This is a genomic window from Shewanella marisflavi (assembly GCF_023283925.1).
GTDB lineage: Bacteria > Pseudomonadota > Gammaproteobacteria > Enterobacterales > Shewanellaceae > Shewanella > Shewanella marisflavi.
Genome location: NZ_JAKIKX010000005.1, coordinates 273,710 through 287,649 on the forward strand (window position 1 = coordinate 273,710; position 13,940 = coordinate 287,649).

Here is a 13,940-nt window from a genome sequence, read left to right on the forward strand (position 1 = left end):
CATCATATGCCAAAGAATGATGAATTCAAGCCTTTTCTCTGTAAATAAATGACAACTTGAGCAAAACTCACGTTTAAGAGGGGAAAATAGCGCTTTTTAGTCGAGGTATACTGTGATGTATCAAGGGGCCGCTTATATGCTTTGTGTGTCATTAGACATAAGTATCATATAGTTAGGCTAGTTAACCTGATAGGGCGCCGACATGGCTGGTATCGGCGACCTTTTGGGTTATCTTGGCATAGTTAATACTTTTTATGCTGGTTATGGGCAAGAAACTGAAACAGTCCTACTAAGGTGACAGCACCCAGCATGAGGGCTGAGAAGGGGACGGCCGTCCCTGTATAAAAGAGTGCCAGCAAGGGGCCAGCCAGGGCGCCAAAACCAAATCTTAAGGTGCCAATGACAGCCGTTGCTGTGCCAGTTTCTTGCTGGAATTTCATCAAGACGATGGCATCGGCATTGACCGACATGATGCCTAAAAAGCCCATGAAGGGAATTAGCATAGCAATGGTAAAGTGAAAACTGAGCCCGAGGAGGTTGACGCTCAGCAGGCAGATACCAGAAATCGCCGCGAGGAAGGTCGCGACTTTTAACATTCTGCGAGAGCCATATTTGACCACAATACGGCTGTTGATCACATTGGCCAGCATCAGGGCGCCCACATTGGTGCTAAACAGAATAGCAAACAGGCTCTTATCCAGACCAAACACCTCCATGTAAACGAATGGTGAGGCGGTGAGGTAACAGAAAAAGGCAAACGAGGTCATGACGCCGCTGGCGATATGCAGCTTAACGCCAGGTTTGGTAAAGACAACGGCATAGGCACCGAAGAAAGATTTCTGGCTGCGCCCCTCATGTTGACTGTCACTGGGCATGCGTAGCTTAGTGAGCACCAAGCAGAGTAACAGGCTGGCATAAAAGGCGAGAATAAAGAAGATCAGATGCCAGTCGCCAAATTCCAGGATCAGACTGCCCAAAGTGGGCGCCACAAGGGGAGCGAGCATCATGATCAGGCTGACGTAAGACATCCCCTTAGCGGTATTTTGGCCGTACACCTCTTTGATATAGCCAGGCACAACAACAGTGGCCGCGGCGCCAATGAAGGCCTGCACAAAGCGCAGTCCCAAAAACAGCTCGACATTCGTCACAAAGGCGAGCGCCAAACTCACCAGCATAAAGCCCGTCAGACCGATGATCACTAAGGGGCGACGCCCAATGCGATCGGCGATAGGGCCGAAAGTTAGCATGCCCATGGCATAACCGGCTAGGTAGAGGCTTAGTGACTGCTGGACTGTGGTGATGCTGGAATTAAAGCTGCTTGCCAAGGTCGCCATGGCAGGCAAATACATATCGATCGCCAGCGGCGTGATGGCCACGATAGCGGATAACATGGGGATTAACAGGGCGAGACTCAGAGTGCCCTGTGGTCTTGAAGACTGAAATGGCGGGATCGACGTATTGTTCACTCATACCTCTTGTGACGGGTTTAGGGTTATTTTTGGGTGTGATAACAGAGAAAGGGTGTTATCCGGGGGAAGGGATATTGTAAGGGATCTGGCCAAGTCTTGGCTAATGCTTTATTGCGCTTTGACCAAAGCGCCTTTGGTGCTTTTGTAACAAGACCTTGCAGGTATCTGGCGGGACGAGCCCGCCAGATCTGGGTTAGAGCTCTGCCTGATAAGGCAGGAGAATTTTTCGCTGGCTCACCAGCTCGTTGCCTATGGCACTGACCATGTGATTGCGCTCCACCTTAGTCCAGTACTCACTCTGATCGGTAGGGGGCTCGGAGCAGATGATGATGCAGGCATCTTTGCCGTCATGGGGAATAAAGTCGATGCTCTCTTGCGTTTCACCTATCAGGCCGCGGCCATAAAAAAGTGAGGCCGGTTTAGCGCCCTCTAAGGTGGCGAAACGGGTCACAACGGTATGTCTGCCGTCGGTTACCGCAAAATTAATGAAGGCATTGGTGTCGGCACCAGCTGCTTTTCGAAGACTCATGATGCTGGCGATAGTGTCTTCCATCGCCTGTTCCAGTTGACTCAGACTGGCCTGCTCGGCAAAGCCGAGTTTATCCATGAAAAGAGCAAAGGCATATTCAGAATCTGTGTTGCCCTTGATCAATGCAAAGGCACGATCTGAAAGTTGATTAAGTAACTGACGGCGAAATTTATCAAACTGATCCAGACGGCCGTTGTGCATCCAAAGGTAGTGCATGCAGGAGAAGGGATGGCAGTTAGCCTGGCTGACGGGCATTCCCTTGGAGGCATCACGCACATGAGCGAAATAGTGCTGTGTCTCCACTTTTTCAGCGATCATCTTAAGGTTACGGTTGCTCCAGGCGGGGTCGACATTGACGAAAGTGGCCGGAATGGGATCATCCTGGGTAGGGTACCAGCCCAAGCCAAAGCCGTCGGCATTGGTGGGCACCTTACGTTTTTGCGCGTATTTACTTTGCATCACTAAAGAGTTGGATGCTTTAAATATCAAGGGGGACATCAGGGCCTTGGGGCCACTATAGGTTAAAAATCTGCACATGGATTCTCTATCCGTAATCATACCGAACCAAAATTTAGCGCGATTTTAATCAGTGACAAAGTGAAATTTTACCAACGACCCCGAAATGGTGGTTGAGTGTCGTTAAATTGTCATCTACCTGTCATGAGTTTGCCTTATCTGCCTTTTAGCTTAGCGCCATTTACAGGCCACTTATCATTCTTTTTTAGGATGGTAAATCGTGCCGATTAGCGCTAACGACAAAGGATAATCCCATGAAAAAAACGGTAATAGCATTGGTGGTGGCAAGTATAGGTCTGACGGCCTGTAATGGTGACGACGGCAAGGACGGTGTGGATGGCAGTCATGGCGCCAATAGCCTGGTGAAATTGACAGAGGTTGCCGCAGGAGATAGCCAGTGCCCGTTAGGTGGCCAGCTGATACAGACGGGACTGGACCTCAATGGCAATGGCATGCTCGATAGCGCCGAAATCAACGCTGAGCAGAGCCAATATCTATGTCGAGAGGTTGAGCAGCAGCTAAGGGCCGACTTGATTGGTCGCTACGCCTCGGGTGTGTTTGGCCAAAGCGCCGCGGAGATCTTGGGTTTTCATGGCGCAACCGGTCATGTTTTTGTGGTCAATGCCCAGAGTGGTAAGGTGGATATCATCGATGCCTCGGGTCTTAGCGGGCAGCCAGTAGGTGCTGAGGTGGCATTGACCCTTAACAATTTACCTAAGTTGCGTGAACTGGATGTCGCGCAAGATCTTGGTCATGAGCGCCTTGGAGGCGTTAATAGTCTGGCCATTCATGGCGATCTGCTGGCGGCGGCCATTGAGCGCGGCGATACCCTTGGCAACAGCAAGCAAGACCTGGGCTACGTCGCCTTTTACCGAATCGGCACATCGGGCGAGGTGAGTTTTATGCACGGAGTCGAGGTAGGCGCGTTGCCGGATAACCTGGTATTTAGCCATGACGGTAAACAGGTCTTGGTGGCGGGTGAGGGGGAGCCAAGCGATGACTATCTGGTCGATCCCCTCGGGACGATTGCCTTCATCGATGTGGTCGATGGCGTACCGGCAACCAGTGCCACGCTGCTCAATTTCAGTGACTTTAATGTGGGCGCCGCCAGAGAGAGTGAATTGGCCGCTAACATTAAGATCAATGGCCCAGATGCCAGCGTGGCGCAGGATTTAGAGCCTGAATATATCAGCGTGTCGGCAGATAGTCGCCGTGCCTATGTCAGCCTGCAGGAAAACAATGCCATCGCGGTGATCGATATTGCTCAGAAGCAGGTCATTAGTATCTGGCCTTTGGGGGAGAAGGATTTTGGCGCAGCGCAAAATGCCATCGATGCCAGTGACAAAGACGATCGCGTTAACCTTCAGGTCTATCCAGGTGTAGTGGGTCTGTATCAGCCCGATACCATCGCCAGTTTTCAGTGGCATGGCAGTGACTTTGTGGTGACGGCCAACGAAGGTGACTCGCGCGATTATGGGGGATTTTCTGAAGAAGTGCGTGCAGCCGACCTGCTGCTCGATCCCAATCATCTTCAATATGCTGCGGCTCAGGATAAGACGCAGTTAGGACGTCTAAAGGTGACGACCTCCATGGGCGATCAAGATGGTGATGGCGACTATGACAAGATAGTGGCCTATGGTGGTCGGTCTTTTTCTATTTGGGATCAAAATGGTCAGCAGGTGTTTGATAGCGGCAGCGACTTTTCCCGCATTACCGCCGCGTTGCTGGGCAGCAACTTTAACAACAGCAATGAAGAGAACAAGGGGGACAGTCGCAGTGACGATAAAGGCGCCGAGCCTGAGGCGCTGGCGATTGGTGAGGTTAACGGTAAGCGTTACGCCTTTATCGGTTTAGAACGAACGTCGGGTTTTATGATCTATGAGATCACCAATCCATTTGCGCCTAAGTTTGTTGATTATGTCGTTAATCGTGATTTTGAGGTGGGTTTCGAAATTGATGGCAGTGATGTCACTGGCACGCCTGAAGTGGCAGGAGATCTCGGCCCTGAAGGCATGGCTTTTGTTTCCGCCAGCGACAGCCCAACCGCTCAGCCTCTGCTCATCATAGGTAACGAGGTCAGCGGTAGCACCAGCGTGTATCAGTTGTCACTGCACTGATGAGCCTGTTTAACGGCTAGAGGATGATCAAGGCGCCAATATGGCGCCTTTTTACATATTATTAGTGGGTTAAATCATGTTTTATTTTGAAAACAGAGAGAAGCTCTCACCACTTTCAAGCCAGGTGGGGTACTTCTTCATGATCGCAACAAAAGCCTGGCTATTGATATGCTCGCTGAGCCAAGCTTGCACCTTAGGGTAGGGAGCCTGTTGCCACCACTGTTTATCCACATGGGCAAACTGACGTATAAAGGGGAAGATGGCATAGTCAGCGAGGCTAGGCCTATCTGAGACAAGCTGCGCTGATTGCGTTAACCGCGCTTCAAGGGTGCGAACAAACGCTTCACCTTTGGCGCGATAGTCACTTGCCGAGTGCTCTGGATGACGATCGGCATATTTATATTTGTCTAGCCAAGGTTTGAACTGGTTATCGTTGTCGCTTATCAGTGCCATGGCGCTTTGATGAACTTGCGGTGCAGCGCAAAGTAGTTGGTGACTATCTTGCTGGGCTAATGCCCAGAGCATGATCTCAAGGCTTTCATCGATGACGCGACCATCATCGAGTACTAACACAGGCACTGTGCCCTTTGGGCTCGCCGCTAACATGGGCTCAGGCTTATGCTTTAACACTATCTCCCGCAGTTCCACCTCTTGCTGGGCTAAATAGAGCCCCAGACGGGCGCGCATAGCGTAGGGACAACGACGAAATGAGTATAAAATAGGCCTTGGCATGTAAGTCTCCTTGTTGAGCACGCTATTTTTCATGGCTTTGGTCGAGATCGCAACCCCATAGTTTTACGGTCAGGCCCCGTGGCCTAATACCCTTACTTTTTCTCCCTGTTTGTTTGACTGTGATTTAGGTAGAATTCGCCTCCATTTTGCGCCATAGATCACACAGGCGCTTTGTTATGCACTGGGGATTAAGCCTCAGGGAGCAGTAAAAGAGGTCAATATGTCTCAAGTCGTTGTATGTGCGTTATATAAGTTCGTCTCTCTGCCAGGGTTTGCCGCCCTGCAGCAGCCTTTGCTGAAGGAGATGGAATCATTGGGGATCAAAGGGACTCTCCTGCTCGCCAGTGAAGGAATAAACGGTACCGTTGCCGGCAGTCAGGCCGGAATTGAGGCACTGCTGGCTTGGTTAGATGGTCAATCAGGACTCGATAACATTGTCTACAAGTTGTCGTTTGATGATGAGATGCCTTTCTATCGCACTAAGGTTAAGCTGAAGAAAGAGATAGTGACCATGGGAGTCGAAGGTGTCGACCCTCGTAAGGTGGTCGGTACCTATGTGAAGCCTAAAGATTGGAATAAACTAATTTCTGATCCCGAGGTGCTGCTTATCGATACCCGCAACGACTATGAAGTCAGCATAGGCACCTTTAAAAATGCCGTCGATCCTAAGACACAAACCTTTCGTGAATTTCCCGATTACGTAAAGCAGAATCTGGATCCTAGCCAGCATAAGAAGGTGGCCATGTTCTGTACCGGCGGCATTCGCTGTGAGAAGTCGACTGCCTACCTGAAAGAGCAAGGGTTTGATGAGGTCTATCACTTAGAAGGCGGTGTGCTCAAGTACCTGGAAGAGGTGCAACCTGAGGAGAGTCTCTGGGAAGGTGAATGCTTTGTGTTCGATAACCGTGTGTCGGTTAACCATAACCTGGAAAAAGGGCAATACGATCAATGTAATGCCTGTCGCCTGCCGATCACAGAGGAAGACAAGCAAAGCGAGCACTATGTGCAGGGCGTCAGCTGTCCTCACTGCATCGACAAGCTGTCTGAAAAGCAGCGCAAGCGTTTCCTCGAGCGCGAGCGTCAGGTGCAGTTAGCCAAGGCGCGCGGCGAATCCCATATTGGTAGTGATGTAAAACAGGTTATTGATCAGCGACGTCAGGACAAGACACAGCGTCGTCAGCGCCAAGCAGAGCAGGGTGTTCGCTAATTTTTTTACCTCGAAACTTGCGCGTTTTTTAAGATCTGAGTCTATACTTAAATGGCTGCTAGAGATGAGTTGCATCGGGCGACTGTCTGCTTGAAGAGCAGTATTGGCAGAGGTTTAGGTAGCTTGAGTTTAGAGCGTGTCTGCCAATGTATTCAACGTAAGAAGCAAAGGCGAGTGTTGTGTTATGCAATGCTCGCTTTTTATTTCCGCCATCTTTTCCCAGCCGCTTAAGTGGCGTTGTTGTCAATATCCCAATCTTGTCTACCTCTTGTGTGTTTCAGCTTGTCTTACACTTGCTGCTTATTTTTTGTCTATTGTTTTGGAACCTGATTAGCCATTGCAGAATAAGACAGATTAAGTGATTAAAGATTAAGGTTTTAGGCGCTTTAGTTTAATGACATGTTGTCTTTAATTTTCATTTAGCTATTTACTTAGCCTGCTAAATAAATACAATGCTTAGCCTGCTAAGTAATATGTCAAGTGTCATAACCTCGCAAGGAGAGCCAATATGACAGATCAAGACAGAGATTGGACTGAGTCATCCAATGCCGAGCGCGTGGCCAGATTGGCGCGATTGTGGCGCATGGTCGCCGATGTTGAACTGGCGCCTTTGGGCTTAACCCATAGTCGTTGGAGCGTGCTATGGAAGCTCTTTCGCATGGGTCAGGAAACGAGCCAGAAAGCCCTTGCCGAAGCCCTTGAGATTGAGCTGGCTTCGCTCATGCGTACCTTAAACCAGCTAGAGCAGCAGTCGCTTATCGAGCGCCACTGTTGTGAGCATGATAAGCGGGTCCGACGCGTCTCCTTAACACCGGCAGGGCAAGATCTGCTGACCTTCATTTGTCAGCGCATTATCGATCTGCGCGCCGAACTCTATCGGGGGATCAGCCCAGAGGAGCTCAAGGTTTTTGAGCTTGTCCTTAACCGTATCAGTGAAAACGCCACGAGAAAATTACAATCACACACAATGACCAAAGAGAAAAAATAAAGACAATGACACCGGATCAGCAATTTGCCCGTTTAGTTAAGTTTGCCTGTATTGGCTTTATTATGCTGTTTGGCTACTTTTTGTTTGCCGATCTTAAGATGCCTTTGACTACCCAGGCGATGGCCACTCGCACCATTACCCAGGTGGCCCCTCAGGTGAGTGGTAGGGTTGTAGCGGTTGAGGTCGCCAATAACCAGAAGGTTAAGCGTGGGGATCTACTGTTCAGCCTGGACAAGACGCCGTTCTTGCTGGCTCAGGAGCAGGCTGAACTGGCGCTGGAGCAGGCGAGACAAGATAACGCTGAACTGGATGCGGCCATCGCGGCGGCTAACGCTGAGGTGAATGCCAAGGAGATCGCCTACGCACTTAAGCAGCGTGAGGCCAAACGTGTGCAATCTCTTTATGCCAATCAGAGCGTGTCACAACAGATGATCGATCAGGCGCAAACAGAAGTGAAAGCCAGTCGTTCACAGCTCTTGGCTGCCAAGGCGCAGCTTGCCAAGGTTAAGACACTAAGAGGTCAGGCTGGAGAAGATAACCTTAAGTTGCGTCAAGCGCAGAATCGTCTTTCTCAGGCCAGACTGGCCCTGAGCTATACCCAGATCCGCGCCGAGCATGATGGTGTGGTCACTAACGTGCAGTTAGCCTCTGGTAACATGGTGAACCAGTCTACGCCTGTGATGGCACTGCTGCTCGATAATGTCGATGTGATAGCCGATTTTCGTGAGAAAAACCTGCGAAATGTTCACCCAGGTGCAAGCGCGCTGGTGGCTTTCGATGGCCGCCCTGGTGAGCTGTTTCAGGCAAGTGTAAGCAGTGTCGATGCTGGTGTCAGTCAGGCGCAATTCGATGCCAATGGACGCCTGGCAACTCCGACAGAATCCAATCGTTGGGTGCGTGATGCTCAGCGTTTTCGTCTTCACCTCCAGTTGGCGCCAGATGTGATCATGACACTGCCGGCAGGTGCCAAGGCAACGGTACAACTTCAGCCTAGTAATGTGATCTATGAGTTCTTAGCCAAGCTGCAGATAAAATTCATCAGCCTGCTGCATTATATCTACTAGGGGCGTTGTGTGTTAATTCGTCATCATGCCTTAAGCGCTAACGATCTGCGTCAGTGTCTGCGAATCGCTACCGGTGCGACTTTGGGGTTTCTCTGCTGTAAGGTGCTTGAGTTCAATTATGGGGTGTTCTTTACCGTACTGCCCATGTTGATGCTGGGGATCTTACCTAAGATGTCGCTGCATGTGGTGCGACAGGTGATGGCCTCCTCGGCCATCGCCATCATAGAAGTGGCGCTGCTGGCCGAGTATTTGGGCTCACACCCTTTGGTGATGTCCATGGTAGCCTTCTTGCTGTTTCTCTATCGTTTTGCCTGTATGTCCCGCGGGAGCCTGTTTCTATTTGGTGCCACCGGGGTGATTAGCCTAAGCATCATGCTGCATTTTGCCAGTTATCCAGATACCGATGTGACCGAGTTGGCGATCAACAACTTTATGGGCTGTGGCGTTTCCATCCTGATCGCTTACCTGATGATGTATCTGTTTCCTGACGTTGAAGAGCGGGCGCCGATGGCGGCCATTCCCAAGGCTCCTCATCGCATGCGTCACGAGGCGCTGATGGGGGCGACTATCGCCACCCTATCTTTTGTGGTGTTTCAGGTGTTTGATCTGCGGGACTCCCTGGCAGCCCAAGGGACGACCTTGATGTTACTTTTTCCCATGCATTGGAATGGCGCCTTAGGTTATGCCAGACGCCGCGCCATAGGGACTGTACTTGGAGTGAGTTGCGGTCTCTTAATGCAGTTATTCCTCTATACCTGGTCCCATGAGTTGCTGCTCTTGCTGCCGCTGTTTTGGTTAGTGACCCTGCTGTTCAGCCAGGCCCACATGACCGAGGCGATGGGGTCGGGTGTCGGGTTTGGTGCTATGACCACCTTAGGGACGCTTTATGGTCAAAACCTGACGCCATCAAATGATCTTTTTTATAGCAGTCTCTATCGGGCTTCCAGTATTTTTGGCGCCATAGTGTTAACCCTGATGGCCTGTTATCTGGTGCATCGGCTCCTCAATCGCTTTGAAGTGACTCGCTTCGGCCATTAGTCCCGAGGCTTTTTCTCCGCCGCTTCGTCAGTTTCGGCCGAGCGGCGCATGACCCCTTTAAGCAGATCCATTGGCAAGGGGAATAGGATGGTGGAGTTTTTCTCGCCGGCGATTTCCGTTAACGTTTGCAGGTAGCGCAGTAAGATGGCGTTGGGGGATTTTTTCAGGTTTTGTGCCGCTTCAACTAACTTGGTTGAGGCTTCCATTTCCCCTGAGGCATGAATAACCTTAGCACGTCTGATCCGCTCAGCTTCGGCCTGTTTAGCAATAGCACGTACCATGGTTTCGTTAAGATCTACATGTTTTATCTCGACATTGGAGACCTTTATTCCCCAGCCATCGGTGCGGTTGTCGAGGATAGATTGAATATCCGTGTTGAGCATGTCACGGTTGGCCAGCATCTCATCCAGCTCATGTTGCCCCAGCACAGATCGTAGCGTGGTCTGGGCAAGCTGTGAGGTGGCCTGCAGAAAATCCTCCACATTGATGATCGCCTTTTGCGCATCGATCACTCTGAAATAGATCACCGCATTGACCTGTACCGAGACGTTATCACGGCTAATCACATCCTGAGTGGGGACATCCATCACCACAGTACGCAGATCGACCCGTACCATCTGTTGAATCAAAGGGATCACTATGATGAGACCGGGTCCCTTGACGCGATAGAAGCGGCCCAGCATAAAGATCACTCCACGCTCATATTCTCGCAATATCTTAAAGGCGCTGAGCAGCAATGTTAGCAATAAGAAGATAAGCGCGACGAAAAAGAGTTGCGTATCGTAGGTAAAGGTTTCCATTAGCGACCTCCGGAGTCCTGAGGCGGGTTTGCCTCGGTAGGGCTAGGTATGGGGGCGACGATTAAAGTGAGTCGTTCGCGGCCCTGCACAATGACGGTTTGCCCTGTTTGGGTGTGAGTGTCACAGCGGGCCTGCCAGCATTCGCCGTTGAGCCTGACCAGACCATAGTGTTCAAATCCACTTACCACGGTAGCCATGGCGCCTATGATGAGATCATCGCCGCTGACATTGGCGGCCTTGCGCGTTTTCCACAGACTTGAGAGTACCCAGAGAGAAAAGCCAGCGGCGGTGACGGTTACTGCCGCTATCAATGGCAGCGAGATGGAGAGGTCGCCGCCGTCGGCGTCGATCAAAAACAGGGACCCCAGCGCGAAGGCGACTATCCCGCCAAGGCCGAGAATGCCGAAACTCGGCACCATAGACTCGGCGATAATCAGGGCTATGCCTAACAGGATAAGACCCAAACCCACATAGTTGATGGGCAACAACTGAAATGCGTAGAGGGCGACCAGAAGGGAGATGCCCCCAATGACGCCTGCGATACCTACGCCAGGGCTATAAAATTCAAGCAGCAAGCCATAGATACCGATTAACATCAGGATATAGGCGATGTTGGGGTCGGTAATGGTGGCGATGAAGTGACTTCGCCAGCTTTGTTCGTGGGGCACTAGCCTTGTTTGCTTAAGGTTGAAGCTATGGGGCTCGCCGTCTAAAACAATTTCCATACCGTCGAGTTTTGTCAGGAGTTCACCAGCGTCACTTGCCATCAGGGTGATCACATTCTGCTCCAGAGCCTCTGTGGCAGTGAGCGTTGCGGCATCACTCACCGCTTGCTCGGCAAATTCAACATTGCGGCCTCTTAAATTGGCGAGGGAACGAATATAGGCGATGGCATCGTTACGTATCTTTTGGGTCATGGCGTTGTCGTTAGATCCCTGCTGCTTGCTGTCATCCCCTTTGGATGGATCTTTGTCCCTTGGGTTTAATGGTTTCTCATTTTGGCTGGGCATTCCCATTTGTACAGGTGTGGCGGCGCCCAAAGTGGTGGCGGGTGCCATGGCTGCGATATGACAGGCGTATAGCATATAGGTACCGGCGCTCATGGCTCTAGCCCCTGAAGGAGCGACCAGACAGGCGATAGGCACCTTGGAGCTGAGGATAGCTTGGTTAATGCTGCGTAAGCTTGACACTAAGCCGCCAGGCGTATCGAGTTCAATGATCAGCAACGGCGGGCGCTCAGCAACGAGTAGCTCGTTGGCATGTTGGATCTCACTGCCTAGGTATTCGGCGATGGCGGGACCTATGGCGCCACTAAAACGCATCAGTGGCACAGCTTTAACTTGTGGCTCAGATGAGACGGTTGAGGCGTTTGTGTTCGTTTCGGGCATAGCCTGACCCAGACTCAGTACGATTAGTAGGAACAGAGTTATTAAACGTATGATGCGCCCAACACAAACCCGCATAGCGACTCCTTATGACTTATTTAAGTCTAGTCGATTTTGCGCGCCGCCTTTGCTTGTCTTTTCAGCTCAGTGTGTTATTTTTCTCGGCTTTTTGATGGGCGGGAGCCGCTAAGCATGTTTGTTGGATTCGATTATGGCAGCGCTAACTGCGCCGTTGGTGTGATGTTGGATGGCAAGGTGCAGCTTTTGCCTCTTGCGGGGGATTCTCACTATCTGGTATCGACCCTGTATGCGTTCGATCGGGAACTGATCAGCGAAGCTGTGTATCAGGCGCTTGCGAGCGATCTTAAGGCGGATTATGCCAAGCTTCGTTCGGCTCAGTTAAGCCGCGCACGCCACGCCCGTCAGGCGTTGGATCTTGATAGCGACGAGCAGGCGGTGTTTGTCGGTGAGCAGGCGGTGCAGCACTATCTGGATATGCCCGAAGAGGGCTTTTATGTACGCTCGCCCAAATCTTTTCTCGGTGCCACTGGCTTGCGAGCAGACCAAATCGCCCTATTTGAAGATATCGTCACCCTGATGATGATGCATATTAAACAACTGGCTGATAAGCAGCTCCAGGCTCACGGCACTGCCACTCATGCCGTGATCGGGCGTCCGGTGAATTTTCAAGGCATAGGCGGTGAGGAGAGTAATCGTCAGGCCGAAGCCATTTTAGCCCTGGCCGCTAAACGCGCCGGGTTTGAGCAGGTGAGTTTTCTGTTTGAGCCTTTGGCTGCGGGTATGGATTTTGAGGCCAGTCTTAACCAAGATAAGACAGTGTTGGTGGTGGATGTCGGTGGCGGCACGACCGACTGCTCAGTGGTGAAGATGGGACCATCTCATATCAATAAGGCAGATCGTAGTGAAGACTTTCTCGGTCATAGTGGTCAACGTATCGGCGGAAACGATCTGGATATCGCCCTGGCGATGAAGGCCTTTATGCAGCACCTGGGGCTTGGTTCTCATATGGTGAATGGACTGCCGGTGCCGAGTCAGCCATTTTGGAATGCGGTGGCGGTTAATGACATCAGTGCTCAGCGCGATTTTGCCAGTTTAACGAGCCGCAAGATGATTGAGGAGCTTATCAAGGACGCTACGCGTGCCGATCTTTTGGCGAGATTGCTAAAAGTGCAAGTGGAGCAACTGGGTTACCGTTTGGTGCGCAGCGCCGAAGTGGCAAAGATTGCGCTGTCGGACGCGCCAGCCACCTGTGTTACCCTGGAGTATATCGACCCGGCGCTTAATGCCGATGTCGACCTTGAGCGCTTTGGCCTGGCTATCGATCAACCCGTTAGCCTGATCCAATCGCTGATGCGTCAGGCGATGGACCAGGCAGCCACACAGGCAGATATTATCTATGTGACAGGCGGCACGGCCAAGAGCCCGGCGATTTATCAAAAGATCGCCCAGATGTATCCTGAGACAGAGATAGTGGTAGGCGATCATTTTGGCAGTGTGACAGCTGGTCTGACGCGCTGGGCTCAAAAGCTGTTTTCCTAAGAAGAGATGGAGTAAGCATGAAAGCATTAATTCGGCTGGCGGGCGTCGCGGCGCTATTTGTACTCAGTGGCTGCGGTGATGATGTGGGTAAGGTGAGCCTGGGCCTGTTTACCACTAAAGATGTGATCATCGAAGCGCGCCGTGACCCTATGATCCCTGGCGTGACCTGTCATATTAGTCGTGTCGAGGCCAATCTTGATTTTGCCGATCCTTCAGATATGGGGATTGCTTGTCGTCAAACCGGGCCTATATTGCCTGGGGATCTCGCCAATATCGACAAGAGTCCAAAGGGCGAGGTGGTGTTTAAGGCATCTCTAAGCATACTGTTTAAGTCGCTAAAGGTGAGACGCATCTATGATGCTGAAAATCAGACGCTGATCTATCTCTCCTATTCGACTAAGGAGACTGATGGTAGCCATAAACACAGCCTGTCCACCGTGCCGCTTTATGGCACAAAGGCTTGGCAAACGAGTGGCTCAGCAAATGGACAGCCAGCGTCAAACTAAAATAAGTAAAACCAAAATAAGTTCAACCA

The 13,940-nt window shown here is 51.2% G+C and carries 12 protein-coding genes; 7 read left to right on the forward strand and 5 right to left on the reverse strand.

Annotated elements, in window-relative coordinates; translation table 11 throughout:
* Window positions 1-242: 242 nt before the first annotated feature.
* Together L2712_RS12615 and L2712_RS12620 are read right to left on the reverse strand one after the other, a co-directional pair.
* Window positions 243-1,466: a multidrug effflux MFS transporter gene (locus tag L2712_RS12615; protein ID WP_248977974.1), complete on the reverse strand. Its 1,224-nt coding sequence runs from the start codon at window positions 1,464-1,466 to the stop codon at window positions 243-245.
* Window positions 1,467-1,662: 196 nt separating this feature from the next.
* On the reverse strand, window positions 1,663-2,535 hold the full coding sequence (locus tag L2712_RS12620; protein WP_033538307.1) for a class II glutamine amidotransferase: 873 nt from the start codon (window positions 2,533-2,535) through the stop codon (window positions 1,663-1,665).
* Window positions 2,536-2,768: 233 nt separating this feature from the next.
* Here L2712_RS12620 and L2712_RS12625 point away from each other — a divergent pair, with 233 nt between their 5' ends.
* Window positions 2,769-4,631, forward strand: coding sequence for a choice-of-anchor I family protein (locus tag L2712_RS12625; protein WP_248977975.1), 1,863 nt, complete (start codon window positions 2,769-2,771; stop codon window positions 4,629-4,631).
* A gap of 81 nt (window positions 4,632-4,712) precedes the next feature.
* On the opposite strand, the gene L2712_RS12630 is transcribed toward L2712_RS12625, so the two are convergent.
* A complete protein-coding gene (locus L2712_RS12630) occupies window positions 4,713-5,363 on the reverse strand; it encodes a glutathione S-transferase (protein ID WP_033538309.1) in 651 nt (216 codons plus the stop codon).
* Window positions 5,364-5,583: 220 nt separating this feature from the next.
* On the opposite strand from L2712_RS12630, the gene trhO reads away from it, so the two are divergent.
* The 4 genes from trhO (at window position 5,584) to L2712_RS12650 (ending at window position 9,660) form a co-directional block, all read left to right on the forward strand.
* The gene (trhO, locus tag L2712_RS12635) at window positions 5,584-6,570 is read left to right on the forward strand and encodes an oxygen-dependent tRNA uridine(34) hydroxylase TrhO (protein WP_088904755.1); all 987 of its coding nucleotides are present in this window, start codon (window positions 5,584-5,586) and stop codon (window positions 6,568-6,570) included.
* 508 nt (window positions 6,571-7,078) lie between these two features.
* Window positions 7,079-7,558, forward strand: a complete 480-nt coding sequence (slyA, locus tag L2712_RS12640; protein WP_248977976.1) for a transcriptional regulator SlyA — start codon at window positions 7,079-7,081, stop codon at window positions 7,556-7,558.
* A gap of 5 nt (window positions 7,559-7,563) precedes the next feature.
* Window positions 7,564-8,622 (forward strand): HlyD family secretion protein, encoded by a 1,059-nt coding sequence (locus tag L2712_RS12645; RefSeq protein ID WP_248977977.1) that lies wholly within the window; start codon window positions 7,564-7,566, stop codon window positions 8,620-8,622.
* A 9-nt stretch (window positions 8,623-8,631) separates the two neighbouring features.
* Window positions 8,632-9,660, forward strand: coding sequence for a DUF2955 domain-containing protein (locus tag L2712_RS12650; protein ID WP_248977978.1), 1,029 nt, complete (start codon window positions 8,632-8,634; stop codon window positions 9,658-9,660).
* Here the strand turns inward: L2712_RS12650 and L2712_RS12655 are convergent.
* On the reverse strand, window positions 9,657-10,460 hold the full coding sequence (locus tag L2712_RS12655; protein ID WP_033538314.1) for a slipin family protein: 804 nt from the start codon (window positions 10,458-10,460) through the stop codon (window positions 9,657-9,659). The two genes, L2712_RS12650 and L2712_RS12655, sit on opposite strands and share 4 nt — an antisense overlap.
* Entirely contained in the window at window positions 10,460-11,923 is a 1,464-nt protein-coding gene (locus L2712_RS12660) for an NfeD family protein (protein WP_248977979.1), read from the reverse strand. The genes L2712_RS12655 and L2712_RS12660 overlap by 1 nt, the downstream gene beginning before the upstream one ends.
* A 114-nt stretch (window positions 11,924-12,037) precedes the next feature.
* Here L2712_RS12660 and yegD point away from each other — a divergent pair, with 114 nt between their 5' ends.
* Window positions 12,038-13,405, forward strand: a complete 1,368-nt coding sequence (gene yegD, locus L2712_RS12665) for a molecular chaperone (RefSeq protein ID WP_248977980.1) — start codon at window positions 12,038-12,040, stop codon at window positions 13,403-13,405.
* A 17-nt stretch (window positions 13,406-13,422) separates the two neighbouring features.
* Window positions 13,423-13,911: a CreA family protein gene (locus tag L2712_RS12670; protein WP_248977981.1), complete on the forward strand. Its 489-nt coding sequence runs from the start codon at window positions 13,423-13,425 to the stop codon at window positions 13,909-13,911.
* Window positions 13,912-13,940 lie beyond the last annotated feature (29 nt).

Coding starts and splice junctions, on each gene's coding strand:
- L2712_RS12620 (WP_033538307.1), bottom strand. CDS start 2,535: ATGTGCAGATTTTTAACCTATAGTGGCCCCAAGGCCCTGATGTCCCCC.
- L2712_RS12625 (WP_248977975.1), top strand. CDS start 2,769: ATGAAAAAAACGGTAATAGCATTGGTGGTGGCAAGTATAGGTCTGACG.
- L2712_RS12630 (WP_033538309.1), bottom strand. CDS start 5,363: ATGCCAAGGCCTATTTTATACTCATTTCGTCGTTGTCCCTACGCTATG.
- trhO (WP_088904755.1), top strand. CDS start 5,584: ATGTCTCAAGTCGTTGTATGTGCGTTATATAAGTTCGTCTCTCTGCCA.
- slyA (WP_248977976.1), top strand. CDS start 7,079: ATGACAGATCAAGACAGAGATTGGACTGAGTCATCCAATGCCGAGCGC.
- L2712_RS12645 (WP_248977977.1), top strand. CDS start 7,564: ATGACACCGGATCAGCAATTTGCCCGTTTAGTTAAGTTTGCCTGTATT.
- L2712_RS12655 (WP_033538314.1), bottom strand. CDS start 10,460: ATGGAAACCTTTACCTACGATACGCAACTCTTTTTCGTCGCGCTTATC.
- L2712_RS12660 (WP_248977979.1), bottom strand. CDS start 11,923: ATGCGGGTTTGTGTTGGGCGCATCATACGTTTAATAACTCTGTTCCTA.
- yegD (WP_248977980.1), top strand. CDS start 12,038: ATGTTTGTTGGATTCGATTATGGCAGCGCTAACTGCGCCGTTGGTGTG.
- L2712_RS12670 (WP_248977981.1), top strand. CDS start 13,423: ATGAAAGCATTAATTCGGCTGGCGGGCGTCGCGGCGCTATTTGTACTC.